The following is a 21,421-nucleotide window of genomic DNA, read 5'->3' on the forward strand; positions in this document are numbered from 1 at the left end:
AGACCGGCGTGGCCGGGATGGCGCGCCGGTTTTGGGACAAGGGCATGAGCGGCGTTCAGCCAGCGAGGTCGGTGATGCTCTCCACCGTCGAATCCGCCTTCAGCCGGTAGATCACCGGCGCGCCGGTGGCGAGTTCGCGATGGGTGATGGTTTCCGGCGTGTGCTTCTCCAGCACCATGATCAGCGCGCGCAGCGAATTGCCATGGGCGGAGACCAGCACCCGGTTGCCCTGCAGCACCTTGGGCAGGATTTCGGTGACGTAGTAGGGCAAGGTGCGGGCGACGGTGTCCTTCAGGCTCTCGCCGCCGGGCGGAGGCACGTCATAGGAACGGCGCCAGAGATGCACCTGCTCCTCGCCCCATTTGACACGGGCATCGTCCTTGTTGAGACCGGCGAGGTCGCCATAGTTACGCTCGTTGAGGGCGAGGTCCTTCATGACCGGCAGGCCGACCTGGCCGAGTTCGACCAGCGCGAGATCCAGCGTCTTCTGCGCCCGCGAGAGCAGCGAGGTGAACGCGATGTCGAACTGGTAGCCTTCCGCCTTCAGCCGGGCGCCGGCCTTCTTGGCCTCCTCGACGCCGAGCGCGGTGAGGTCCGGGTCGCGCCAGCCGGTGAACAGGTTCCTGCGGTTCCATTCGCTCTGGCCGTGGCGGACGAGGACGAGGAGGCGTTCGGACATCGGGTGCTCCGTGCGGTCAGAAATCAGTGAGGCCGAGGACGTCGGTCATGGAATAGAGGTCCGGCTTGCGCCCGCGCGCCCAGCGCGCGGCGGCCAGCGCGCCGCGGGCGAAGATGCCGCGGTCCTCGGCCCGGTGGGCGAGTTCGATGCGCTCGCCGGCGCCGGCGAAGACGACGTTGTGCTCGCCCACCACCGTGCCGCCGCGCAGCGTGGCGAAGCCGATGTCGCCGGGGCGGCGCGGCCCGGTGACGCCGTGGCGGGTGAACACGCCGTTTTGCTCCAGCGTCACGCCGCGCCCCTGCGCCGCCGCCTCGCCCAGCAGCAGGGCGGTGCCGGAGGGGGCGTCGATCTTGCGGTTGTGGTGCATCTCGACGATCTCGATGTCGAAGCCCTCGTCGAGCGTGCGGGCCACCCGGCGCACCAGCGCCGACAGCAGGTTCACGCCGAGGCTCATATTGCCGGAGCGGACAATGGCGGCGTGGCGCGCGGCAGCGGCGATCTTCACATCGTCCTCGGGGGAGAAGCCGGTCGTGCCGATGACATGCACGATCCGCGCCTGCGCCGCGAGGGCGGCATAGGCGACGCTGGCGGCGGGAATAGTGAAGTCGACCACCCCGTCGGCAGCGGCGAACAGGGTGAGCGCGTCGTCCGACACCTTGAGGCCGAGCGGCGGCAGGCCGGCGAGTTCGCCGGCGTCGCGGCCGAGATACTCGCTGCCGGGCTGGTCGACCGCGCCGACCAGCAGCAGGTCGGGCGCCTCGCTGATGGTGCGCATCAGCACGCGGCCCATGCGGCCCGAGGCTCCGACGACGACGAGCCGCATCTGCGTCATGTGACGGCCTGCTCCCTGTTTCCCCGCGCGGTATAGCGGCGTTCATGTGCCACGAAAAGTGCGCTATGTGCCTACATTCTTCGCGTCGTCAGGCCCATATGCTTGACGCGTGCGCGGCGTGGCTGTACACCTCGCGCAACTTTACGAAGGAGCGGCGCCGCGATGCGCAAGAATATTACCCTTATCGTAGGATGGCGCGTCCCCGCGGAGTTGGCCTGACGGCTGCTCCGCCCAACGGTGACGCGCGGAAATGGCCCCTGACGGGGCCTTTTGATTTTCTGGCCGCCCTTCGGGCATTTGGCAAACGACGCAAGAGACGACGAGCGTAGAAGGAAAAAGACCATGATGCGCGAGATGACCGGCGCCGAAATGGTGATGCAGGCCCTGATCGACCAGGATGTCGAGCACATGTTCGGCTATCCCGGCGGCGCGGTGCTGCCGATCTATGACGCCATGTTCCACCAGAACCAGGTGAAGCACATCCTCGTGCGGCACGAGCAGGGCGCGGTGCACATGGCGGAGGGCTATGCCCGCTCCTCCGGCAAGGTGGGCGTGGTGCTGGTCACCTCCGGCCCCGGCGCCACCAATGCCGTCACCGGCCTCACCGACGCGCTGCTCGACTCCATCCCGCTGGTCTGCATCACCGGGCAGGTGCCGACCCATCTCATCGGCTCCGACGCCTTCCAGGAGTGCGACACGGTCGGCATCACCCGGCCCTGCACCAAGCACAACTACCTCGTCCGCGACATCAACGACCTCGCCCGCGTCATGCACGAGGCGTTCTACGTGGCGCAGAACGGGCGTCCGGGCCCGGTCGTGGTCGACATCCCGAAGGACGTGCAGTTCGCCAAGGGCATGTATGTCGGGCCGGAGAACATCCAGCACCGCACCTACCAGCCGCGGCTGAAGGGCGACCCGGAGAAGATCAAGGCGGCGGTCGAGATGCTGGCCAAGGCCAGGCGGCCGGTGCTCTACACCGGCGGCGGCGTGATCAATTCCGGCCCCGAGGCGAGCCGCGTGCTGCGCGAGTTCGCCCGGCTGTCGGGCTATCCGGTCACCTCCACGCTGATGGGGCTCGGCGCCTTCCCGGCCTCGGACCGGCAGTGGCTGGGCATGCTGGGCATGCATGGCACCTATGAGGCCAACATGGCGATGCATGATTGCGACGTCATGCTGTGCATCGGCGCGCGCTTCGACGACCGCATCACCGGCCGCCTCGACGCCTTCTCGCCCGGCTCGAAGAAGATCCACATCGACATCGACCCGTCCTCGATCAACAAGAACGTCAAGGTCGACCTGCCGATCATCGGCGATGTGAAGCACGTGCTGGAAGATATCCTCACCGTCTGGCGCGGCATGAAGGCCGAGCCGGACCGCAAGGCGATCGCCTCCTGGTGGAGCCAGATCGACAAGTGGCGCGCGCGCAAGTCGCTCGCCTTCCCGTCGTCCACCCGCATCATCAAGCCGCAGCAGGCGATCAAGTCGCTCTACGAGCAGGTGAAGGACAAGGACGTCTACATCACCACCGAGGTCGGCCAGCACCAGATGTGGGCGGCGCAGCACTTCCACTTCGAGCAGCCCAACCGCTGGATGACCTCCGGCGGCCTCGGCACCATGGGCTATGGCCTACCCGCCGCCATCGGCGTGCAGGTGGCCCATCCCGAGAGCCTCGTCATCGACATCGCCGGCGAAGCCTCGATCCAGATGTGCCTGCAGGAGCTTTCCACCGCGCTGCAGTTCGACCTGCCGGTGAAGATCTTCGTGCTCAACAACGAATATATGGGCATGGTCCGGCAGTGGCAGGACCTGCTGCATGGCGGGCGCTACTCGCATTCCTATTCGGAATCGCTGCCGGACTTCGTCAAGCTGGCGGAAGCCTATGGCGGCGTCGGCATCCGCTGCTCGAACCCGGCCGATCTCGACGGGGCGATCCACGAGATGCTGAGCGTCAATCGCCCGGTGCTGTTCGACTGCCTGGTCGACAAGACCGAGAACGTGCTGCCGATGATCCCCTCGGGCAAGCCGCACAATGAGATGATCATGCCCGATCATCCCGAAGCGCTGGACGACGCCATCGACGAGGAAGGCAAGATGCTGGTGTGAGGCGGGTTTTCGCCGCCTTCGCTTCCTTCCCTCATCCCCGGGCTCGCCCCGGGGACCCAGTGTCCAGGTGAAGCCGAAGTCTGGGTGGCCGGGTCAAGCCCGGCCATGAGGAATGATGGATCTTTCGCATTTCGGCAGCCCCCTTTTCAGAGTGCCCCATGCCTCCCGTCAACGATCCCGCCGAACGCCACACCCTTTCCATGCTGGTCGACAACGAGCCGGGCGTTCTCGCCCGCATCGTCGGCCTGTTCTCCGGGCGCGGCTACAATATCGACAGCCTGACCGTCTCCGAGGTCAGCCATGCCTCGCACCTCTCGCGCATCACCGTGGTGACCACCGGCGCGCCGATGATCATCGAGCAGATCAAGAGCCAGCTCGACCGGCTGGTGCCGGTGCACCGCGTCGTCGACCTCACCGTGGTCGGCAAGGCGGTGGAGCGCGAGCTGGCGCTGATCAAGGTGCGTGGCAAGGGCGAGATCCGGCAGGAAGCGCTGCTGATCGCCGATAGTTTCCGCGCCCGCACCGTCGACACCACGCTGGAGAGCTTCGTGTTCGAGATCACCGGCAAGCCGGAGAAGATCGACCAGTTCGTCTCGCTGCTGGAGCCGCTCGGCCTGGTCGAGGTGTCGCGCACCGGTGTCGCCGCCATCGGACGCGGCCCGGAAGGGATGTGAGCGCCCGCCGGCTGGGACCGGCGCTCTTTGGCGGCGCTCCACCGCCATCCTGCCTCAGCCGGCGAAGCCACCGTCCTTGAGGAAGGTGTGCTCCGCCTCCGAGGTGTCGCGCCCCAGCACCGGGTTGCGGTGCGGGAAACGGCCGAAGTCGCGGATGATGTCGCGATGGATGACGGCGTGGTGCACCCCCTCCGCGTCGCCCGCCGCCTCGCACAGGGCGACGCAGCGCTGCTGGTCCGCCAGTTCCTCCGAATGCATGAACGGCACATAGAAGAAGCGCCGTTCCGGCAGTTCGAAGGCACGGTCGAAGCCGCGCGCGATGGCGGCATCGGCGATCGCGCGCGCCTGCGCATCGGTGGCGAAGGCCTGCCGTGAGCCGCGGAACAGGTTGCGCGGGAACTGGTCGAGCAGCAGGATCAGCGCGTAGCAGCCCTCCGCCGTGTCCTCCCATGCCCGCAGCGCGCCAGCGGCCGCCGCCTCATAGGCAGGGAAAAAGCGGGCGCGGATGGCGGCGTCGAAGGCGGCGTCCTTCTCGAACCAGCGTTCCGGCCCGGCGTTTCGCCAGAAGGCGATGATCTCGTCGGCAGTGGGCAGGCTCATGGACGGTCCCCTTTTCTGTCGCTGCCCCGACATAAGGATGCGGGCGCGAAAGTCGAGCCCCGGCGCGATGGCCGTGCTGCGCCGCACCTTCCGCTCTTGGCCTCGGGACGGAAGGCGTGTGAAGATGCCGCTTTCGCGGGGTGCTTCGCGGCGCCTCGCGCCGCTGCCACGCCGGAGCGACGGAGACGCGACATCGTGAGCGAGCGTGCAGGCGTGGTGCCGGCGGCCGGCACGGGCAAGCCCTTGTGGCTGCTGGCGGCGCCGTTCCTGTTCCTGCTGCTGTGGTCGGGCGGCTTCGCGGTGGCGAAGGTCGGCATCCTCTATACCGGGCCGTTCACCCTGCTGGCCTGGCGCTATGGCTTCGTGCTCGCGGTGCTGCTGCCGCTGCTGGCCTGGTTCCGGCCGCCGCTGCCGCGCCGCCCGCGCGCCTATGTCGATCTCGCCGTGGTCGGCTTCTTCATCCAGGTGCTCTATTTCAACCTGAGCTATTTCGCCTTCCGCTTCGGCATTTCGGCGGGCGCGCTGGCGATCATCGTCTCCATGCAGCCGATCGTGGTCGGGCTGGTGGCGCCGGCCTTCACCGGCGAGCGGGTCGGGATGCTGCGCTGGATCGGCCTGCTGCTCGGCCTCGCCGGGGCGGCGCTGGTGATCACCTCGCGCGCGGCGATGGAAGTGACCTCGCCGGGGGTGGTGCTGCTGGGCGTGGGTGCGCTGATGGCGATGTGCGCCGGCGCGCTCTACGAGAAGCGCTTCGGCGCGCCGCAGCACCCGCTGGTCTCCAATACGGTGCAATGCGCCGTCGGCTTCGCCTGCACCCTGCCGCTGGCGCTGCTGCTGGAGGATGGCCATGTCGACTGGTCGCTGCCGCTCATCGCGGTGCTGTTCTATCTCGTGGTCGGCAACTCGCTGATCGCCATCTCGCTCTATCTCGCCATGATCCGTGCCGGCGAGGTGGCGAAGGTGTCGGCGCTGTTCTTCCTGGTGCCGCCCTGCAGCGCGCTGATCGCCTGGGGCTTGATCGGCGAAGCGATGCCACTGGTCGCCTGGGCCGGCATGGCGCTGGCGGCGGGCGGCGTCGCGCTCGCCTCGCTCACGCGCATTCCCTGGAGATACCGCTTCCGCCGCCGCGCACCCCGCTGACGGCGCTTGCGCGCGGCGGGGCGCTCCTGTAGACCGAACCGTAACGTACGGTACGGACCCTTTCCACCGATGACGATGCCCGCCGAGCCACATGAGGAGACGCTGACGGCGCGCCAGCAGGCCGTGCTCGATGCCGTGCTGGCGCTGATGGTGGAACAGGGCGGCGAGCTGACGATGAATGCGGTGGCGCGCCGCGCCAGCTGCTCCAAGGAAAGCCTGTACAAATGGTTCGGCGACCGCGACGGCCTGCTGACCGCGACCGTGCGCTGGCAGGCCTCCAAGGTGCGCGCCGGCAATTACGACCGCACCCGGCTCGACGCGACGGCCCTGCACGACAGCCTGACCCGTTTCGCGAGCAACTGGCTCGGCGTCATCTCCAGCCCGACCTCGATCGCGCTCAACCGCTTTGCCATCGCCCGGGCCGATACGGGCGGGGGCAAGCTCGGCGCGATCATGCTGGCGAACGGGCGCTTCGCCATCGGGGACCGGTTGAAGCCGGTGCTCGATGCCGGCCGGGAGGCCGGGCTGATCGACTTCGACGACACCGAGACCGCCTTTCGCAGCTTCATCGGGCTGGTCGGCCGCGACGTGCAGATCAGGCTCCTGCTGGGCGACAGGCTCGCCCTCACCCAGGCCGAGATCGCGCGCGATGCCGCCCGCGCCACCGACCAGTTTCTCACCCTCTACGGCACGGCGACCACCGTGCCGGAACACCACACCGCCAACGCGTGACACAGGAGACATCCATGCGCGTTTATTACGACCGCGACGCCGACGTGAACCTCATCAAGGGCAAGAAGGTCGCCATCATCGGCTATGGCTCGCAGGGCCGCGCCCATGCGCTGAACCTCAAGGAATCCGGCGTCAAGGAGATCGCGATCGGCCTGAAGCCCGGCTCGGCGACCGCCAAGAAGGTGGAGGCCGACGGCCTCAAGGTGATGACCGTCGCCGAGGTCGCCAAATGGGCCGACCTGATGATGATGGCCACCCCGGACGAGCTGCAGGCCGACATCTACCGCGACGAGATCGCCCCCAACATCCGCGACGGCGCCGCCATCGCCTTCGCCCACGGCCTCAATGTGCATTTCGGCCTGATCGAGCCGAAGGCCAGCGTCGACGTGGTGATGATCGCCCCCAAGGGCCCCGGCCACACCGTGCGCGGCGAATACCAGAAGGGCGGCGGCGTGCCGTGCCTCGTGGCGGTGCACCAGGACGCCTCGGGCAATGCGCTCGACCTCGGCCTCAGCTACGCCTGCGGCGTTGGCGGCGGCCGCTCGGGCATCATCGAGACCACCTTCAAGGAAGAGTGCGAGACCGACCTGTTCGGCGAGCAGGTGGTGCTGTGCGGCGGCCTGGTGGAGCTGATCCGCGCCGGCTTCGAGACGCTGGTGGAAGCCGGCTACGCCCCGGAAATGGCCTATTTCGAGTGCCTGCACGAGGTGAAGCTGATCGTCGACCTCATCTATGAGGGCGGCATCGCCAACATGAACTACTCGATCTCCAACACCGCCGAATGGGGCGAGTACGTCTCCGGCCCGCGCATCATCACCGCCGAGACCAAGGCCGAGATGAAGCGCGTGCTGACCGACATCCAGACCGGCAAGTTCACCTCCGACTGGATGCAGGAATACCGCGCCGGCGCCTCCCGCTTCAAGGGCATCCGCCGCATCAACGATGCCCACCAGATCGAGGAAGTCGGCGCCAAGCTGCGCGGCATGATGCCCTGGATCGCCAAGAACCAGCTGGTCGACAAGGCGAAGAACTGAGGTCAAGCGGGAAACCGCTTTCCACAGGCCCTCCACAGGCAATACCCAGGCTTATCGACAATTCGGCCTCACGCTTTTCGGGTCTCCGCTATCTTGACCTTCAACGGTTTGCGGAGACCCGCGTGGGCGAGACGGACGACTTCGAGTGGGATGATGACAAGGACGCGGCGAACCGTGCCAATCGCGGTTTGCCGCTCCTCTTCGCGGCGTTGATGTTCGACGGTCGCGAAAAGACCGAGGACCTCTCCGACAAATCGCCGGAGGATGAGCCGCGATTCGAAACCGTGGCCGTCGTGGCCGACCGCGTGTTATTCTGCGTCTGGCACTGGCGGGATGGCCGTCGGCGCATCATTTCCCTAAGGGTCGCCAATCGGAGTGAACGGCGTGCCTACCAAGAAGCAATTGGAAGAGGCGGATCGTCTCGCAAAGGAATTTGACTGGTCGAGGTTCGACGCCATGTCGGACGCGGACATCCGCGCGCATTGGGCGTGGGACAAGGACATGACCTGGCCCACCGAGGCCGAACTCGCCGAGTTCGATCTGGTCCTTCCGGCCAAGGCGCGGCGGGAGAGGGCGCAGGCGGAAAAGGCGCAGCAGGCGGGCGACGGGGACGACGATTCCGGTCACAGCAAGCCGCCCAGGGAAGCCGCCGAATAGGCGCCAGCGACTCCGCCGCCCTCAATAGCCCAGCACCTTCATCGCCGCCGCGCTGGGCGCCAGCAGCAGCAACGCCCACAGCATGGCGGAGGTGATGTTGGCCAGTTGGAACGGGGTGAACGGCATGGCGAACATGCCGGCGACGAGCGGCACCACCGCCCGCATGGGGCCGAAGAACCGCCCGATGAAGACGCTCCACACGCCCCAGCGGTTGAAGAAGCGTTCGCCGCGGTCGAGCAGGCCGGGATGCCCGCGCAGGATGGGGAAACCCCGCACCCGGTCCTTGAAGTGCAGGCCGATCGCGTAGGAAACGGCGTCGCCGAGCGCCGCGCCGAGGGCCGCCGCCAGCCAGACCGGCAGGAAGGGTGCGCCGCCCGCCGCGATCAGCGCGCCGAGCCCGACCAGCACGAAAGTGGCGGGAAAGAACAGTGAGACCACCGCCAGCGATTCGCCGAAGGCGAGGATGAAGGCGATCCACGGCGCCCAATGGGCGTGGGTCTCGACGAAATCCAGCACCTGCCTTGCATAGGCCTCCAACCCCATCGGCGCGCCGTCACAGCCGGTCGCGCAGGGCGTAATAGCTCATGCCGGCCACCAGCAGCGGCCAGCGCATCAGCGGGCCGCCGGGAAAGGCGGGCACCGGCAGGCGCGCCAGCAGGTCCAACCCGCCGAGCTGACCCTTCACCGCCTCGCCCAGCAGCTTGCCGAAATAGGGCGCCAGCATCACCCCCTGGCCGGAATAGCCGGCGGCGGTGAGCACGCGCGGCGACAGCTTCCGCACGAAGGGCAGCCGGGTCAGGGTGATGCCGAGAACGCCGCCCCAGCCATAGTCGATAGCCACATCCCCGAGCTGCGGAAAGATTTTCAGCATATAGGGCCGCACGAACTCGCCGGGGTTGGGCCGCAGCCCGCGCCGATAGCTCTCGCCGCCGCCGAACAGCAGCCGGCCATCGCTCGACAGCCGGTAGTAATTGACGACGAAGCGGCTGTCGGCCACGGCGGCGTCGTTGGAGATGATCTCCCGCGCCCGCGCGCCCAGCGGCGCAGTGGCGGCGATGTAGTTGCAGATCGGCATGACGTGGGTGTCGACCCGCCGGTCGAGCCCGTCCTGCAGCCCGTCGCCGCATTCCAGCACCCAGTCCGCCTCCACCGAGCCGGCGGCGGTGATGACACGCACCTTCGCGCCTTCCTCGATGCGCAGCGCGCGGGAATGCTCGAACAGCCGGGCGCCGGCCCGCCGTGCCGCCTCGGCGAGGCCGAGCGCGAGGTTGAGCGGGTGCAGATGGCCCCCGCCATGGTCGATCATGCCGCCATAATAGGCGTCGGAGCCGACGATGGCGCGCAGTTCCTCGCGGGTCAGCGGGGCGGCGTGGGGGTAGTCGTAGACCTCGTTGAGCTTGCGCGCATAGGCGTGGCTGTGGGCGACATAGCCGGGCTTGTGGTCGGCGACGACGAGGCCGGCGCGCACGTCGCAGTCGATCGCATGCCGGGTGATGAGATCGTGCAGCAGCGCCCTGGCGTCCTCCGCCATCCGCCACAGCGCCTTGGCGTCGTCGAGCCCGACATGCGCCTCCAGCCAGTCCTGGTCACGACGCTGGCCGGTGTGGATCTGCCCGCCATTGCGGCCCGAGGCGCCCGAGCCGACGCGCCCGGCCTCCAGCAGCACCACGTCGAGCCCGGCCTCGGCCATGTGCAGCGCGGCGGAAAGGCCGGTATAGCCGCCACCGATGACGCAGACATCCGCCCGCGCGCCGCCCTGAAGCGGGGGCAGCGGGGAGGACCGGTTCGCCGTGGCCGCATACCAGCTGCGGGGATGATCGCTGTCGGACGCCATGTTCACTTCACTCCAGCCGGCCCCTCAGCGCCGTGCGAACAGCCGCTCGATATCGGCGAGCGCCAGCGTGACGAAGGTCGGCCGCCCATGATTGCACTGCGCGGCGTTCGGCGTCTCCTCCATCTCGCGCAGCAGTGCGTTCATCTCCTCCACCCGCAGGCGGCGGCCGGCGCGCACCGAGCCGTGGCAGGCCATGGTGGCGGCGATGTGGAGAAGCCGGCGCTCCAGCGGCAGCGCATCGTCCCATTCCGCCGCGTGCTCGGCGAGTTCGCGCACCAGCGCGGGCACATCGGCATTGCCGAGCAGCGCCGGCACCTCGCGCACCAGCAGCGCGCCGGGGCCGAACGGCTCGATGACCAGGCCGAGCTTTTCCAGCGCGTCGGCACGCTCCGTCAGCCGCGCCGCCTCGGAGGGGTCCAGTTCGACCACGAGGGGCACCAGCAGCATCTGGCGGCCGAGCCCGTCGCGCGCCATCGCCGCCTTCAGCTTCTCATAGACGATGCGCTCATGCGCGGCGTGCTGGTCGACGACCACCACGCCGTCGCGCGTCTGGGCGATGATATAGGTCTCGTGCAACTGCGCCCGGGCGGCGCCGAGCGGGCGCTCCATCAACTCCGGCGCGGCCGGGCCGATATTGGCGCGGGCGTCCGCTGAGGGGGCAAGGGCGAGGCCGAGTTCGCCGCCGAAACTTCCCTCACCGCCCACCTCGCCGCCCGAGGCATCGAAGTCGAAACGCGCCGACGCCTCGCCAAAGCCGCCATCGGGCGGGGCGGCGGCATCCATGCCCTCCCCCGGCGCCGCCCAGGAGCGGGTCCAGTCGTAATTTCCCGGCCGCGCCTCGGGCCGGTAGCCGGTGGCGAAGTCGGGCCGAGCGAACTGCGCCAGCCGGTCGGCGGTGGTGGAAGCGGTGCGCGGGATGCCCGAGGTGAGCGCGTCGGTCAGCGTGCGCACGATCAGCGCGCGGATATTGCCGGCGTCGCGAAACCGCACCTCGGTCTTGGCGGGGTGCACATTCACATCGACCTCGCGCGGGTCGAGGTCGAGGAACAGCGCCGTCACCGGGTGGCGATCGGAAGGCAGCAGGTCGGCATAAGCGGCGCGGATGGCGCCGATCAGCACCTTGTCGCGCACCGGCCTTCCGTTCACAAACAGGTATTGCGACAGCGAGTTGGCCTTGGAGTAGGTCGGCAGGCCGGCGAGGCCGGAGAGCCGCGCGCCCTCGCGCAGGCCCTCCACGTCGAGCGCATTGCCGCCCGCCTCCTGGCCGAGGATATCCGCGATGCGGGCGCGCCGGCCATCGCGGTCGCGCGCGCGGGCGGGCCAGGTGATCGGCGGGCGGTCATCGGTGACGAGGGTGAAGCCGACCTCGGGCCGGGCCAGCGCGAGGCGCTTGACCGCATCGACCGCCGCCGCCGTCTCGGCGCGCTCGGATTTGAGGAATTTCAGCCGCGCCGGGGTGGCGAAGAACAGGTCGCGCACCTCCACCCGCGTGCCGAAGCCGAGCGCGGCCGGGCGCACCGGCGCCTTGACGCCACCCTCGACGCGGATCTCGTGCGCGCTCTCGGCTCCCTTCGGCCGGCTGGTGATGGAAAGCCGCGCCACCGAACCGATGGAGGGCAGCGCCTCGCCGCGAAAGCCGAGCGTGGCGATGGCGAGCAAATCCTCGCCGTCGAGCTTGGAGGTGGCGTGGCGCTCCACCGCGAGGGCGAGCTCCTCCGCGCTCATGCCGCAGCCATCGTCGGTGACGCGCATCAGCCGGCGCCCGCCGCCGTCGATGACGATCTCGACGCGCGTAGCGCCGGCGTCGAGCGCGTTCTCGACGATCTCCTTCAGCGCCGCCGCCGGACGCTCGACCACTTCGCCGGCAGCGATGCGGTCGACCAGGGTGGAGGGCAGCAGGCGCAGCGGCATGGCGGGTCCGGGCAGGGTCCGATTCGGGAAAGCGTGAGCGGACTATAGCAGGGCGGCGCGGGCCATGCCCGATGGCGCGCATGAGCCCGGCGGGGGCTCGGATGGAGAAGGGAGGCGGCGCAGCCGTTCCCGCCTGGGCCGCATTGCTGGCCACCGTCATCCTGAGGCGCCCGGCGCAGGCCGGGCCTCGAAGGACGCACGGTGTCCTGTTCGACGTGATCCCGGCTCTCGCTGTACGCGCCCAGCGGCGCCGGGCCGTGTGCTTCGAGGCCGGCACCTCAGCATGACGGACGGGGCGGCGGGCCGGTGGCGTGGGCTACCCTGCTGCCGCCAGCCGCTCGGCCTTCTGGCGCTCCGCCTCCTGTCGCTTGGTCATGATCGAGGCGAAGATCACCACCACGGTGACGATGGCGATGAGGATGGTGCAGGCGGCGTTGATCTCCGGCGTCACCCCGAGGCGCACCTGGCTGTAGATGCGCATCGGCAGGGTGGTGGCGCCCGGGCCGGTGGTGAAGCTGGCGATGACGAGGTCGTCGAGCGACAGGGTGAAGGCCAGCATCCAGCCGGAGACCACCGCCGGCAGGATGATCGGCAGGGTGATGACGAAGAAGGTCCTGAACGGCGTGCAGCCGAGATCGAGCGCCGCCTCCTCCAGCGAGCGGTCGAAGGTAACGAGGCGCGACTGCACCACCACCGAGACGAAGCACATGGTGAAGGTGATGTGCGCCAGCGTGATGGTCCAGAAGCCGCGGTCCAGCCCGATGGCGACGAACAGCAGCAGCAGCGACAGGCCGGTGATCACCTCCGGCATGACCAGCGGCGCGTAGACCATGCCGGAGAACAGCGTGCGGCCGAGGAAGCGGCCGTAGCGCGTCAACGTGATCGCCGCCAGCGTGCCCAGAACGGTGGCGACGGTGGCGGTGAGGAAGGCGACGCGCAGCGTCACCCAGGCGGCGTCCAGCAATTGCTGGTTCTGGAACAGCTGCCAGTACCAGTGGGTGGAGAAGCCCGCCCACACCGTCACCAGCCGCGAGGCGTTGAACGAGTAGATCACCAGAAGGATGATCGGGATGTAGAGGAAGGTGAACCCGAGCGCGATCGAGGTGACGTTGAACCAGGAGAGTCCCTTGCGCATCAGCGTCCCTCGACTTCGCGTGCCTGGAGGTTCTGGTAGAAGACGATCGGGATCACCAGCACCATCAACAGCAGCACCGCCACCGCCGAGGAAACGGTCCAGGAGCGGTTCACCGAGAACTCGGTCCACAGCACCTTGCCGATCATCAGCGTGTCCGAGCCGCCGAGCAGGTCGGGGATGACGAACTCGCCCACCGCCGGGATGAAGCAGAGCAGGCAGCCGGCGAACACGCCCGGCAGCGAGAGCGGCCAGGTGATCTTCCAGAACGCCGCGAAGGGCGGGCAGCCGAGATCGGCGGCGGCCTCCAGCAGCGTCTCGTCCATCTTTTCCAGCGCCGCGTAGAGCGGCAGGATCATGAAGGGCAGGTAGGAATAGACGATGCCGATATAGACCGCCGTGTCGGTGGCGAGAATCTGCAGCGGCGCGTCCGGGCTGATGATGTGAAGCGCGATCAGCAGCTGGTTCAGCAGCCCCTCGGGTGAGAGGATGCCGATCCAGGCGTAGACGCGGATCAGGAACGAGGTCCAGAACGGCAGGATGACCAGCATCAGCAACGTCGGGCGGATGGATTTCGGCGCCCGCGCCATGGCGTAGGCTATGGGATAGCCGACCAGCAGCAGCAGGATGGTCGAGATGCCGGCGATCCACAGGCTGGAGCCGTAGGCCTCGATGAACTCGTTGTCCCAGGAGAGCACATAGCCGTAATTCTCGAAGGAGAGTTCCGACAGGTTCTCACGGAACAGCGCCCAGCCCTGCGCCAGGTCGAAGGTCGGCACATAGGGCGGCTGCGCGATCGCGTCCTGCGACAGGCTGATCTTGAAGACGATCAGGAACGGGACGAGGAACAGCGCCAGCAGCCACAGATAGGGAATGGCGAGGACCAGCCACCGCCCGTTCGCCTTGGTCGCCATGAATGCCTCCTCAGCTTGTCAGGACCACGCCGGCGTCGGGCGTGAAGGAGACATAGACCTTGTCGTCCCAGGTGATGGGGCGCTCGACCATGCGGGTGAGGTTGGGCTTGGCGGCCTTGACGCGCGAGCCGCCGGGCAGCTCGACATGGTAGATCGACAGGTCGCCGAGATAGCCGATGTCCCAGATCTCGCCCTGGAGGCAGTTGACGCTGGAATCGCCCGGCGGGTCGAGCTCGACCCGCATCTTCTCCGGCCGCAGGGCGATGGCGACGCTGTCGCCGGGCTTGACCGCGCAGTCCTGGGCGATGCGGAAGCGCCGGTCCGGCGCCGCCGCAGGCCGCACCGTGACCATGCCGGGCTCGACCGTCTCCACGGTAGCGTCGAGAATGTTCACGTCGCCGACGAAATCGGCCACGTAGCGCGAATTCGGGTGCTCGTAGATCACCGCCGGCTGGTCGACCTGCACCAGCTTGCCATGGTTCATCACCGCGATGCGGTCGGCCACCGTCATCGCCTCTTCCTGGTCGTGGGTGACGATCAGGAAGGTCATGCCGAGCTCCATCTGGATGTCCATGAGCTCGAACTGGGTCTCCTCGCGCAGCTTCTTGTCGAGCGCGCCGAGCGGCTCGTCCAGCAGCAGCACCTTGGGCCGCTTGGCCAGCGAGCGGGCCAGCGCCACGCGCTGGCGCTGGCCGCCGGAAAGCTGGTGCGGCTTGCGCTTGGCGAAGGTCTCCAGCTTGACCAGCTTGAGCATCTCCTCGACCCGGGCATTAACGGCGCCCTTCTCCATGCGGTCCTGCCGGAGACCGAAGGCGATGTTGTCCCACACGCTCATATGCGGGAACAGCGCGTAGGACTGGAACATCATGTTGGTCTGCCGCTTGTAGGGCGGCGTGCCGACGAGGTCCTGCCCGGCGAGGGTGATCTGCCCCTCGGTCGGGTCCTCGAAGCCGGCCAGCATGCGCATCAGCGTGGTCTTGCCGCAGCCGGACGGGCCCAGCAGGGCGAAGAATTCGCGCTCGTAGATGTCGAGGGAGAGATTGTCGACGGCGGTGAACTCGCCGAAGCGCTTGGTGACGTTCTGGTAACGGATCAGCGGAACGGCCTGCGGGTCGTTCCAGGGAGCAAATTTGCGACGGATGCCGCCAATGGTCTTCTGCGTCTTCTCGGCGACGCCGGTGCTCATGCTGACTGATCCCGTTTCCCCGCCGGCTATGTCGGCACGTCGACGCTAACCGGCTTCGGGCGACGGCTCAACGGCACAATGCGAACAATTTTACCATGCCTGGAAAGGTGGCGGGGTGGGCCGCCTTGACGACACCGAGCGGGCCGTGATTGCCTCAGGCGGCGCAGAACGCGCATCAGGAAGGCAATCATGGCCAAGAAGAAGCGTTCCGACAAGGACGCGGTCGACAATCCCCGCGGTGTCTCCTCCCTCGCCGAGGCGAAGGCATGGATGGCCGCCCGCGGCATCACCGAGATCGAATGCGCCGTACCGGATCTTGCCGGCGTCGGCCGCGGCAAGATCATGCCGGTATCCAAGTTCCTCTCCGGCCCGACGATGAACCTGCCATTGTCGGTGTTCTTCCAGACCATTTCCGGTGACTACCCGCCCTATGACAACCTCGTCGATTCGGTGGTGGTGGACAGCGATCTGGTGATGGAGCCGGACTTCTCCACCCTCGCCATCGTGCCCTGGGCGCAGGACCCCACCGCCCAGATCATCCACGACGCCTATCACCGCGACGGGCGTCCGGTGGAACTGGCGCCGCGGCAGGTGCTGAAGAACGTGGTCGACCTCTACGCCAAGAAGGGCTGGAAGGCCGTGGTGGCGCCGGAGATCGAGTTCTACCTGGTCGAGCCGAATGTCGATGCCGACTACCCGCTCAAGCCACCGATCGGCCGCTCGGGCCGGCCCGAGATCGGCCGCCAGTCCTATTCGATCCAGGCGGTGAACGAGTTCGACGCCCTGTTCGAGGACATGTACGACTATTCCGAGGCGCAGGGGCTGGAGATCGACACGCTGATCCACGAGGACGGCGCGGCGCAGATGGAGATCAACCTGCTGCACGGCGACCCGATCGTGCTCGCCGACCAGGTGTTCCTGTTCAAGCGCACCATCCGCGAGGCGGCGCTGCAGCACAAGATCTACGCCACCTTCATGGCCAAGCCGATCGCCGACGAGCCCGGCTCGGCCATGCATATCCACCAGTCCATCGTCGATGAAGAGACCGGCAGGAACATCTTTTCCGATCTCGACGGCGACCCGACGCCGGAGTTCTTCTCCTTCATCGCCGGCCAGCAGCGCTACCTGCCGGCGGTGATGTCGATCCTCGCCCCTTACGTGAACTCCTACCGCCGGCTGACCCGCGATTCGATGGCGCCGATCAACGTGCAGTGGGGCTATGACAACCGCACCGCCGGATTGCGCATTCCGCCCTCCTCGCCGGCGGCGCGGCGGGTGGAGAACCGGGTGCCGTCCTCCGACGCCAATCCCTATCTCGTCATCGCCGCCTCGCTCGCCTGCGGCTATCTCGGCATGGTGGAAGGGCTGCGCCCGACCGAGCCGCTGGAAGCCGACGCCAAGGGCCTCGATTTCGAGCTGCCGCGCGGCCTGCTCGAAGCCGTGGCGGCGATGCAGCATTCCGAGGCGATCGCCACCGTTCTGGGGCCGTCCTTCGTGAAGACCTACACGGCGGTGAAGCAGACCGAGTTCGACACCTTCATGCGGGTGATCTCGCCCTGGGAGCGGGAATATCTGCTGCTGAATGTGTGAGGCGGGGCCGCCGCGCCTGACGACCCTCATGGCCGGGCGGGACCCGGCCATCCTTGAGCACTGTCATGGCCGGGCCTGACCCGGCCATCCGCATCTTCAGCCCGGCCCGGCGCGATCCCGGATCGGCCCTACGGCCGTCCGGGATGACGTCGTGCGGGCGGCGTTGGCTCCTACGGAGCCTTACGCCTCCACCTTCTCCTCGGCCAGAATCTCCCGCACGCGCGGGATGACCCTGGTGCCGTAGAGTTCGATGCATTTCAGCGCTTTCTCATGGGCCAACGGGCCGGCACTGTACTTCATGTCGAAACGCCCGATGCCCAGCGCCTTCGCCGTCCGTGCGATCTTCTGCGCCACCGTCTCGGGCGAGCCGAGATAGAGCGAGCCGCGGGTGACCTCGCGCTCGAACTCGTCGCGCCCCATGGGCGGCCAGCCGCGCTCGGCGCCGATACGGTCGCGCATGCGCTTGTAGTCGGCGAAGAATTCCTCGCGCGCCTGCTCGTCGGTCTCCGCGACATAGCCGGGCGAATGCACGCCGATCGGCTGCGCGGTTTCGCCGAGCTGGGCGACGGCGCGGTGGTAGAGGTCGACATAGGGCGCGAAGCGGCCGGGCTCGCCGCCGATGATGGCGAGCATGAGCGGCAGCCCGTAGCGGGCCGCGCGCACCACCGATTCAGGTGAGCCGCCGACCCCGATCCAGGTCTTGAGGGTGCCGGTCTCGACCAGCGGATAGACGTGCTGCCGGTTCAGCGGCGGGCGCAGTTCGCCCTCCCAGGTGATGCCTTCGGCCGTCCCATTGCCGCGCAGCAGCGCCGCGAACAGGTCGAGCTTCCCGGTGAACAGCGTCTCGTAATCCTTCAGGTCGAAGCCGAACAGCGGGAAGGATTCAGTGAAGGAGCCGCGGCCGAGAATGACCTCGGCGCGCCCGTTCGACAGCGCGTCGACGGTGGCGAAGCGCTGGAACACCCGGATCGGGTCGTCCGAGGACAGCACGGTGACGGCCGAGCCGAGGCGGATGCGCTTCGTCCGTGTGGCCATGCCGGCCAGCACCACCTCCGGTGCCGAGACGGCGAAATCGTCACGGTGATGCTCGCCGACGCCGATGAAGTCGACGCCGACCTCGTCGGCCAGCACGGCCTCCTCGACCAGGTCGCGGATCACCTGCGCATGGGGGAGCGGCGTGCCGTCCGCGCCGGAGGTGACATCGCCGAAAGTGTCGAGGCCAAGTTCGAGAAGCTGTGCCATGGGAGAGGTCCCCTTGCTCCGGCACCGCGCCGGCGCCACCCATATGGACCGGGCGGCGCGCTCGCGCATCACCGCCCGTGCAAGGACGGGATTTCACGGCTGCAAAGGCGAGGCCGGCAGAGAGTGCGGCCGTGCGGGCGGAAAAAAAGCCCGCTGGACGAACCAGCGGGCTTCAAGTCGGCGACACGAGGGGGTCGATGTCGCCGTAGTCGGGTTCGGCCGGACGGGGCCGTGAACGGGGACGGCGCATGGTCAGCCGCAGGAGATGAGATCGTCGTTGCGCGGCGTGACAGGCGTGTGGCCGGAGGGGCGGCCGGCGCGCGCGGCCTGTGCGGCGTCCTGACGGGCGGCCTCGCGCAGCGCGTCGCGCATCGACATGCGGCGGGCGGCGCGGCGCTCGACCGAGCGGACCACGAGCACGGCGGTCGGGTCCTGCCAGAGCGGGCCGGACGAGGCGTCGCGCAGATCGGCCCGGGTCAGGCCGATGTCGCGCAGCATGCGGTCGTCGAACTCGCCGAGCTGGGCGAGATGACGCCGGCTGGCGACCGCCTTGATGAACTGGACGCTACCCGTGAACGCGGCGATCAGCAGACCGCTCGCCGCGGTACCGAACGAGGAGAACGCGGTTCTCCGGACTTCGCCAAGATACGACATCGAAACCTCCATCTGTCGGCCGCGCGGCGACGACATTGGGTTTTCTGATCGCGGGCAGGCTCAGGGGCCACCCGATATCGACATCGTCCGTTCGCGGCAGGTGTGTTATGACGGGCTCCGATCAATCACACTAGCGAATGTTTATGATCCGAGATATCATCAACCTTGATGATAGGCCGTCGTGAGGGCTCCGATGAGCGTACTGCTGGACATTGATCAATTAAGAACATTCATCGCGATTGCCGAAACAGGCAGTTTCACAAAGGCGGCCGAGGTGGTCCACAAGACCCAGTCGGCGGTCTCGATGCAGATGAAACGGCTGGAGGAACGGGTCGGCCGGGCCATCTTCGCCCGTGACGGGCGCGCCTCCCGCCTCACCGACGAGGGCGACCGGCTGCTCGATTATGCCCGCCGCATCGTCAAGCTGAACATCGAGGCGATGGCCAGCCTCGCCTCCGCCGAGCTGTCGGGCCGGGTGCGGCTCGGTGTGCCGGACGACTATGCCGACCGCTATCTCCCCGAAATCATGGCGCGGTTCTCCGCCACCCACCCCAATGTCGAACTGACCGTGGTGTGCGACCCCTCGACCGATCTCATCGACCGCATCGATACCGGCGATCTCGACCTCGCCATCATCACCGATTGCGAGACGATGAACCGCGAGACCGAGATCATCCGCCGCGAGCAACTGCTCTGGGTCGGCTCCACCCGTCATTCGGTGCATCTGGAAGGCCCGGTGCCGCTGGCGCTGGGGCGGCAGACCTGCAACTGGCGGCAGGAGGCGATCTCCATGCTGCAGGCCGCCGACCGGCCGTTCCGCATCCTCTACACCTCGTCCAACTCGACGGCGGTCTCGGCGGCGGTGCTGGCCGGCCTCGCCATCTCGGTGCTGCCGGAATCCGGGCTGCGGCCCGGCATGCGGGTGCTGGGGCCCTCCGACGGCTTCCCGACGCTGGCGCCGTGCCGCATCGGCCTGCTGCGCAACCGGCACGAAGCCTCGCCGCTCGCCGACGCGCTGGCCCATCACATCGTGCAGGGCCTCGACAACATCTCCGATGCGGCGATCGCGGCGGAGTAGCGCGCGAACGCCCTCCGGCGCCGCCCGCTCAGTAGGCGCACTCGTCGAAGAGCGGCTCGATCGAGCGGTTCCATTGCCCCCCATAGCGCGCCAGCAGCATCTCGGCCGGGGTGAGGCCGGCGGCGAGGCTGGCGTCGAGAGGGCCGAGGAAGCGGCTCTCGTCGCGCCCCTGGCTGTCGCGATAGTCCCGGCGGGCGAGGCCGGCGCGGGCGATTTCCACCACCTCGCGCGCCAGATCCAGCATCGAGCGGCCGGCGATCTCCGCCTTGAAGCCGAGCCGGGGCACGTCATCGCGCAGCCTTTGCCGCTCGTCGGCGGTCCAGCCCTTGGCGAGGTCCCAGGCGGCGTCGAGACTCGTGGTGTCGTAATAAAGCCCGGTCCACAGCGCTGGCAGGGCGCACAGGTTGCGCCACGGGCCGCCATCGGCGCCGCGCATTTCGAGGTAACGCTTCAGCCGCACCTCGGGGAAGATGGTGGAGAGGTGGTTGGCCCAGTCGGACACGGTCGCCCTCTCGCCCGGCACCGCCGCGTGCCGGGCGGCGAGCAGGTCGTGGAAGGAGGAGCCGGCGACGTCGATATAGGTGTCGCCGCGCTTGATGAAGTACATCGGCACGTCGAGCGCGTAGTCGACATAGCGCTCGAAGCCCATGCCGTCCTCGAAGGCGAAGGGCAGCATGCCGGCGCGGTTGTTGTCGGTGTCACGCCAGACCTCCGAGCGGAAGGAAAGGAAGCCGTTCGGCTTGCCTTCCGTGAACGGCGAATTGGCGAACAGGGCGGTGGCCACCGGCTGCAAAGCGAGGCCGACGCGCAGCTTCTTCACCATGTCGGCTTCCGAGCCGAAATCGAGGTTCACCTGCACGGTGCAGGTGCGGAACATCATGTCGAGGCCGTGCGTGCCGACCTTCGGCATGTAGTTCGCCATGATCCTGTAGCGGCCCTTGGGCATGACCGGGGTCTGCGCCAGCGTCCATTTCGGGCTCATGCCGAGGCCGAGGAAGCCGAAGCCGAGCGGCGTCGCCACCTCGCGCACCTGTTCGAGATGGCTGTTCACCTCCGCGCAGGTCTCGTGGACGGTGACCAGCGGCGCGCCGGAAAGCTCGAACTGCCCGCCCGGTTCCAACGAAATGGCGCCGCCGCCGACATTGTCGGCGAGGCCGATGATGGTCTCGCCCTCCATGATCGGTTCCCAGCAGTTCAGCGCCTGCATGCCCTCCAGCAGCGCGCGGATGCCGTTTTCGCCCTCATAGGGAACGGGATCGTGACCCCTCAGCGTGAAGGGGAACTTCTCGTGCTCGGTGCCGACGCGGAACTTCGACGGCGCCTTGCAGCCGGCCTCGAACCACGCGACGAGTTCGTCGCGGCATTCGATGGGCTGCGTATCGATCTGGTCTCGCGCCATAGGAAACTCCGGCCGGCATGCTGGGCGCGA

General features: G+C 68.0%; 21 protein-coding genes. 9 read left to right on the forward strand and 12 right to left on the reverse strand.

Going from position 1 to position 21,421, the window contains the following annotated elements:
* Positions 1 to 55: 55 nt before the first annotated feature.
* Together KHC23_RS24050 and dapB are read right to left on the reverse strand one after the other, a co-directional pair.
* Positions 56 to 679, reverse strand: a complete 624-nt coding sequence (locus KHC23_RS24050) for a 2,3-bisphosphoglycerate-dependent phosphoglycerate mutase (RefSeq protein WP_213376233.1) — start codon at positions 677 to 679, stop codon at positions 56 to 58.
* Positions 680 to 695: 16 nt separating this feature from the next.
* A complete protein-coding gene (dapB, locus tag KHC23_RS24055; protein ID WP_213376278.1) occupies positions 696 to 1,502 on the reverse strand; it encodes a 4-hydroxy-tetrahydrodipicolinate reductase in 807 nt (268 codons plus the stop codon).
* A 351-nt stretch (positions 1,503 to 1,853) separates the two neighbouring features.
* Between dapB and KHC23_RS24060 the strand changes: the two genes are divergently transcribed.
* Positions 1,854 to 3,614 (forward strand): acetolactate synthase 3 large subunit, encoded by a 1,761-nt coding sequence (locus KHC23_RS24060; protein WP_213376234.1) that lies wholly within the window; start codon positions 1,854 to 1,856, stop codon positions 3,612 to 3,614.
* 158 nt (positions 3,615 to 3,772) lie between these two features.
* Positions 3,773 to 4,288, forward strand: coding sequence for an acetolactate synthase small subunit (ilvN, locus tag KHC23_RS24065; RefSeq protein WP_213376235.1), 516 nt, complete (start codon positions 3,773 to 3,775; stop codon positions 4,286 to 4,288).
* Between the two features lie 54 nt (positions 4,289 to 4,342).
* Here ilvN and KHC23_RS24070 read toward each other — a convergent pair whose 3' ends face one another.
* The gene (locus KHC23_RS24070) at positions 4,343 to 4,888 is read right to left on the reverse strand and encodes a DUF924 family protein (protein WP_213376236.1); all 546 of its coding nucleotides are present in this window, start codon (positions 4,886 to 4,888) and stop codon (positions 4,343 to 4,345) included.
* Between the two features lie 195 nt (positions 4,889 to 5,083).
* Between KHC23_RS24070 and KHC23_RS24075 the strand changes: the two genes are divergently transcribed.
* The 5 genes from KHC23_RS24075 to KHC23_RS24095 all read left to right on the forward strand — a co-directional run bounded on the left by KHC23_RS24075 (position 5,084) and on the right by KHC23_RS24095 (position 8,451).
* Positions 5,084 to 6,028, forward strand: a complete 945-nt coding sequence (locus KHC23_RS24075; RefSeq protein ID WP_213376237.1) for a DMT family transporter — start codon at positions 5,084 to 5,086, stop codon at positions 6,026 to 6,028.
* A 69-nt stretch (positions 6,029 to 6,097) separates the two neighbouring features.
* Positions 6,098 to 6,760, forward strand: coding sequence for a TetR/AcrR family transcriptional regulator C-terminal domain-containing protein (locus KHC23_RS24080; protein WP_213376238.1), 663 nt, complete (start codon positions 6,098 to 6,100; stop codon positions 6,758 to 6,760).
* 14 nt (positions 6,761 to 6,774) lie between these two features.
* Positions 6,775 to 7,794, forward strand: coding sequence for a ketol-acid reductoisomerase (gene ilvC, locus KHC23_RS24085; protein ID WP_213376239.1), 1,020 nt, complete (start codon positions 6,775 to 6,777; stop codon positions 7,792 to 7,794).
* Positions 7,795 to 7,916: 122 nt separating this feature from the next.
* The gene (locus KHC23_RS24735; protein ID WP_213376240.1) at positions 7,917 to 8,231 is read left to right on the forward strand and encodes a BrnT family toxin; all 315 of its coding nucleotides are present in this window, start codon (positions 7,917 to 7,919) and stop codon (positions 8,229 to 8,231) included.
* 19 nt (positions 8,232 to 8,250) lie between these two features.
* Positions 8,251 to 8,451, forward strand: a complete 201-nt coding sequence (locus tag KHC23_RS24095; RefSeq protein ID WP_213376241.1) for a hypothetical protein — start codon at positions 8,251 to 8,253, stop codon at positions 8,449 to 8,451.
* Between the two features lie 21 nt (positions 8,452 to 8,472).
* Here KHC23_RS24095 and KHC23_RS24100 read toward each other — a convergent pair whose 3' ends face one another.
* From KHC23_RS24100 to KHC23_RS24125, 6 genes are all read right to left on the reverse strand, one after another.
* Complete coding sequence (locus KHC23_RS24100; RefSeq protein ID WP_213376242.1) at positions 8,473 to 8,994, reverse strand: DedA family protein; 522 nt, start codon at positions 8,992 to 8,994, stop codon at positions 8,473 to 8,475.
* A gap of 10 nt (positions 8,995 to 9,004) precedes the next feature.
* The gene (locus KHC23_RS24105) at positions 9,005 to 10,285 is read right to left on the reverse strand and encodes an NAD(P)/FAD-dependent oxidoreductase (RefSeq protein ID WP_213376243.1); all 1,281 of its coding nucleotides are present in this window, start codon (positions 10,283 to 10,285) and stop codon (positions 9,005 to 9,007) included.
* A gap of 24 nt (positions 10,286 to 10,309) precedes the next feature.
* A complete protein-coding gene (mutL, locus tag KHC23_RS24110) occupies positions 10,310 to 12,196 on the reverse strand; it encodes a DNA mismatch repair endonuclease MutL (RefSeq protein ID WP_213376244.1) in 1,887 nt (628 codons plus the stop codon).
* 316 nt (positions 12,197 to 12,512) lie between these two features.
* Positions 12,513 to 13,331, reverse strand: a complete 819-nt coding sequence (locus KHC23_RS24115) for an ABC transporter permease subunit (protein WP_213376245.1) — start codon at positions 13,329 to 13,331, stop codon at positions 12,513 to 12,515.
* Positions 13,331 to 14,242 (reverse strand): ABC transporter permease, encoded by a 912-nt coding sequence (locus tag KHC23_RS24120; RefSeq protein ID WP_213376246.1) that lies wholly within the window; start codon positions 14,240 to 14,242, stop codon positions 13,331 to 13,333. Before KHC23_RS24120 ends, KHC23_RS24115 begins: the two co-directional genes overlap by 1 nt.
* A 10-nt stretch (positions 14,243 to 14,252) precedes the next feature.
* Positions 14,253 to 15,428 carry an ABC transporter ATP-binding protein gene (locus KHC23_RS24125; protein ID WP_213376247.1) on the reverse strand — a complete coding sequence of 392 codons (1,176 nt, stop codon included), beginning with the start codon at positions 15,426 to 15,428 and terminating at the stop codon, positions 14,253 to 14,255.
* 189 nt (positions 15,429 to 15,617) lie between these two features.
* Between KHC23_RS24125 and KHC23_RS24130 the strand changes: the two genes are divergently transcribed.
* The gene (locus KHC23_RS24130; RefSeq protein WP_213376248.1) at positions 15,618 to 17,018 is read left to right on the forward strand and encodes a glutamine synthetase family protein; all 1,401 of its coding nucleotides are present in this window, start codon (positions 15,618 to 15,620) and stop codon (positions 17,016 to 17,018) included.
* Between the two features lie 180 nt (positions 17,019 to 17,198).
* Here KHC23_RS24130 and KHC23_RS24135 read toward each other — a convergent pair whose 3' ends face one another.
* Both KHC23_RS24135 and KHC23_RS24140 read right to left on the reverse strand, forming a co-directional pair.
* Positions 17,199 to 18,260: an LLM class flavin-dependent oxidoreductase gene (locus tag KHC23_RS24135; RefSeq protein ID WP_213376249.1), complete on the reverse strand. Its 1,062-nt coding sequence runs from the start codon at positions 18,258 to 18,260 to the stop codon at positions 17,199 to 17,201.
* 252 nt (positions 18,261 to 18,512) lie between these two features.
* Positions 18,513 to 18,914, reverse strand: coding sequence for a DUF1127 domain-containing protein (locus KHC23_RS24140; protein WP_213376250.1), 402 nt, complete (start codon positions 18,912 to 18,914; stop codon positions 18,513 to 18,515).
* A 193-nt stretch (positions 18,915 to 19,107) separates the two neighbouring features.
* Between KHC23_RS24140 and KHC23_RS24145 the strand changes: the two genes are divergently transcribed.
* Complete coding sequence (locus KHC23_RS24145) at positions 19,108 to 19,992, forward strand: LysR substrate-binding domain-containing protein (RefSeq protein ID WP_213376251.1); 885 nt, start codon at positions 19,108 to 19,110, stop codon at positions 19,990 to 19,992.
* 28 nt (positions 19,993 to 20,020) lie between these two features.
* Here the strand turns inward: KHC23_RS24145 and KHC23_RS24150 are convergent, their stop codons facing one another.
* A complete protein-coding gene (locus KHC23_RS24150; RefSeq protein WP_213376252.1) occupies positions 20,021 to 21,391 on the reverse strand; it encodes a glutamate--cysteine ligase in 1,371 nt (456 codons plus the stop codon).
* Between the last annotated feature and the right edge of the window lie 30 nt (positions 21,392 to 21,421).

It is taken from the genome of Ancylobacter dichloromethanicus, assembly GCF_018390645.1.
GTDB lineage: Bacteria > Pseudomonadota > Alphaproteobacteria > Rhizobiales > Xanthobacteraceae > Ancylobacter > Ancylobacter dichloromethanicus.

Bases quoted from the DNA above. Each gene is read 5' to 3' on its own strand.
- KHC23_RS24050 (WP_213376233.1), bottom strand. From the start codon at position 679: ATGTCCGAACGCCTCCTCGTCCTCGTCCGCCACGGCCAGAGCGAATGG.
- dapB (WP_213376278.1), bottom strand. From the start codon at position 1,502: ATGCGGCTCGTCGTCGTCGGAGCCTCGGGCCGCATGGGCCGCGTGCTG.
- KHC23_RS24060 (WP_213376234.1), top strand. From the start codon at position 1,854: ATGATGCGCGAGATGACCGGCGCCGAAATGGTGATGCAGGCCCTGATC.
- ilvN (WP_213376235.1), top strand. From the start codon at position 3,773: ATGCCTCCCGTCAACGATCCCGCCGAACGCCACACCCTTTCCATGCTG.
- KHC23_RS24070 (WP_213376236.1), bottom strand. From the start codon at position 4,888: ATGAGCCTGCCCACTGCCGACGAGATCATCGCCTTCTGGCGAAACGCC.
- KHC23_RS24080 (WP_213376238.1), top strand. From the start codon at position 6,098: ATGACGATGCCCGCCGAGCCACATGAGGAGACGCTGACGGCGCGCCAG.
- ilvC (WP_213376239.1), top strand. From the start codon at position 6,775: ATGCGCGTTTATTACGACCGCGACGCCGACGTGAACCTCATCAAGGGC.
- KHC23_RS24095 (WP_213376241.1), top strand. From the start codon at position 8,251: ATGTCGGACGCGGACATCCGCGCGCATTGGGCGTGGGACAAGGACATG.
- KHC23_RS24100 (WP_213376242.1), bottom strand. From the start codon at position 8,994: ATGGGGTTGGAGGCCTATGCAAGGCAGGTGCTGGATTTCGTCGAGACC.
- KHC23_RS24105 (WP_213376243.1), bottom strand. From the start codon at position 10,285: ATGGCGTCCGACAGCGATCATCCCCGCAGCTGGTATGCGGCCACGGCG.
- mutL (WP_213376244.1), bottom strand. From the start codon at position 12,196: ATGCCGCTGCGCCTGCTGCCCTCCACCCTGGTCGACCGCATCGCTGCC.
- KHC23_RS24115 (WP_213376245.1), bottom strand. From the start codon at position 13,331: ATGCGCAAGGGACTCTCCTGGTTCAACGTCACCTCGATCGCGCTCGGG.
- KHC23_RS24120 (WP_213376246.1), bottom strand. From the start codon at position 14,242: ATGGCGACCAAGGCGAACGGGCGGTGGCTGGTCCTCGCCATTCCCTAT.
- KHC23_RS24125 (WP_213376247.1), bottom strand. From the start codon at position 15,428: ATGAGCACCGGCGTCGCCGAGAAGACGCAGAAGACCATTGGCGGCATC.
- KHC23_RS24130 (WP_213376248.1), top strand. From the start codon at position 15,618: ATGGCCAAGAAGAAGCGTTCCGACAAGGACGCGGTCGACAATCCCCGC.
- KHC23_RS24135 (WP_213376249.1), bottom strand. From the start codon at position 18,260: ATGGCACAGCTTCTCGAACTTGGCCTCGACACTTTCGGCGATGTCACC.
- KHC23_RS24140 (WP_213376250.1), bottom strand. From the start codon at position 18,914: ATGTCGTATCTTGGCGAAGTCCGGAGAACCGCGTTCTCCTCGTTCGGT.
- KHC23_RS24145 (WP_213376251.1), top strand. From the start codon at position 19,108: ATGAGCGTACTGCTGGACATTGATCAATTAAGAACATTCATCGCGATT.
- KHC23_RS24150 (WP_213376252.1), bottom strand. From the start codon at position 21,391: ATGGCGCGAGACCAGATCGATACGCAGCCCATCGAATGCCGCGACGAA.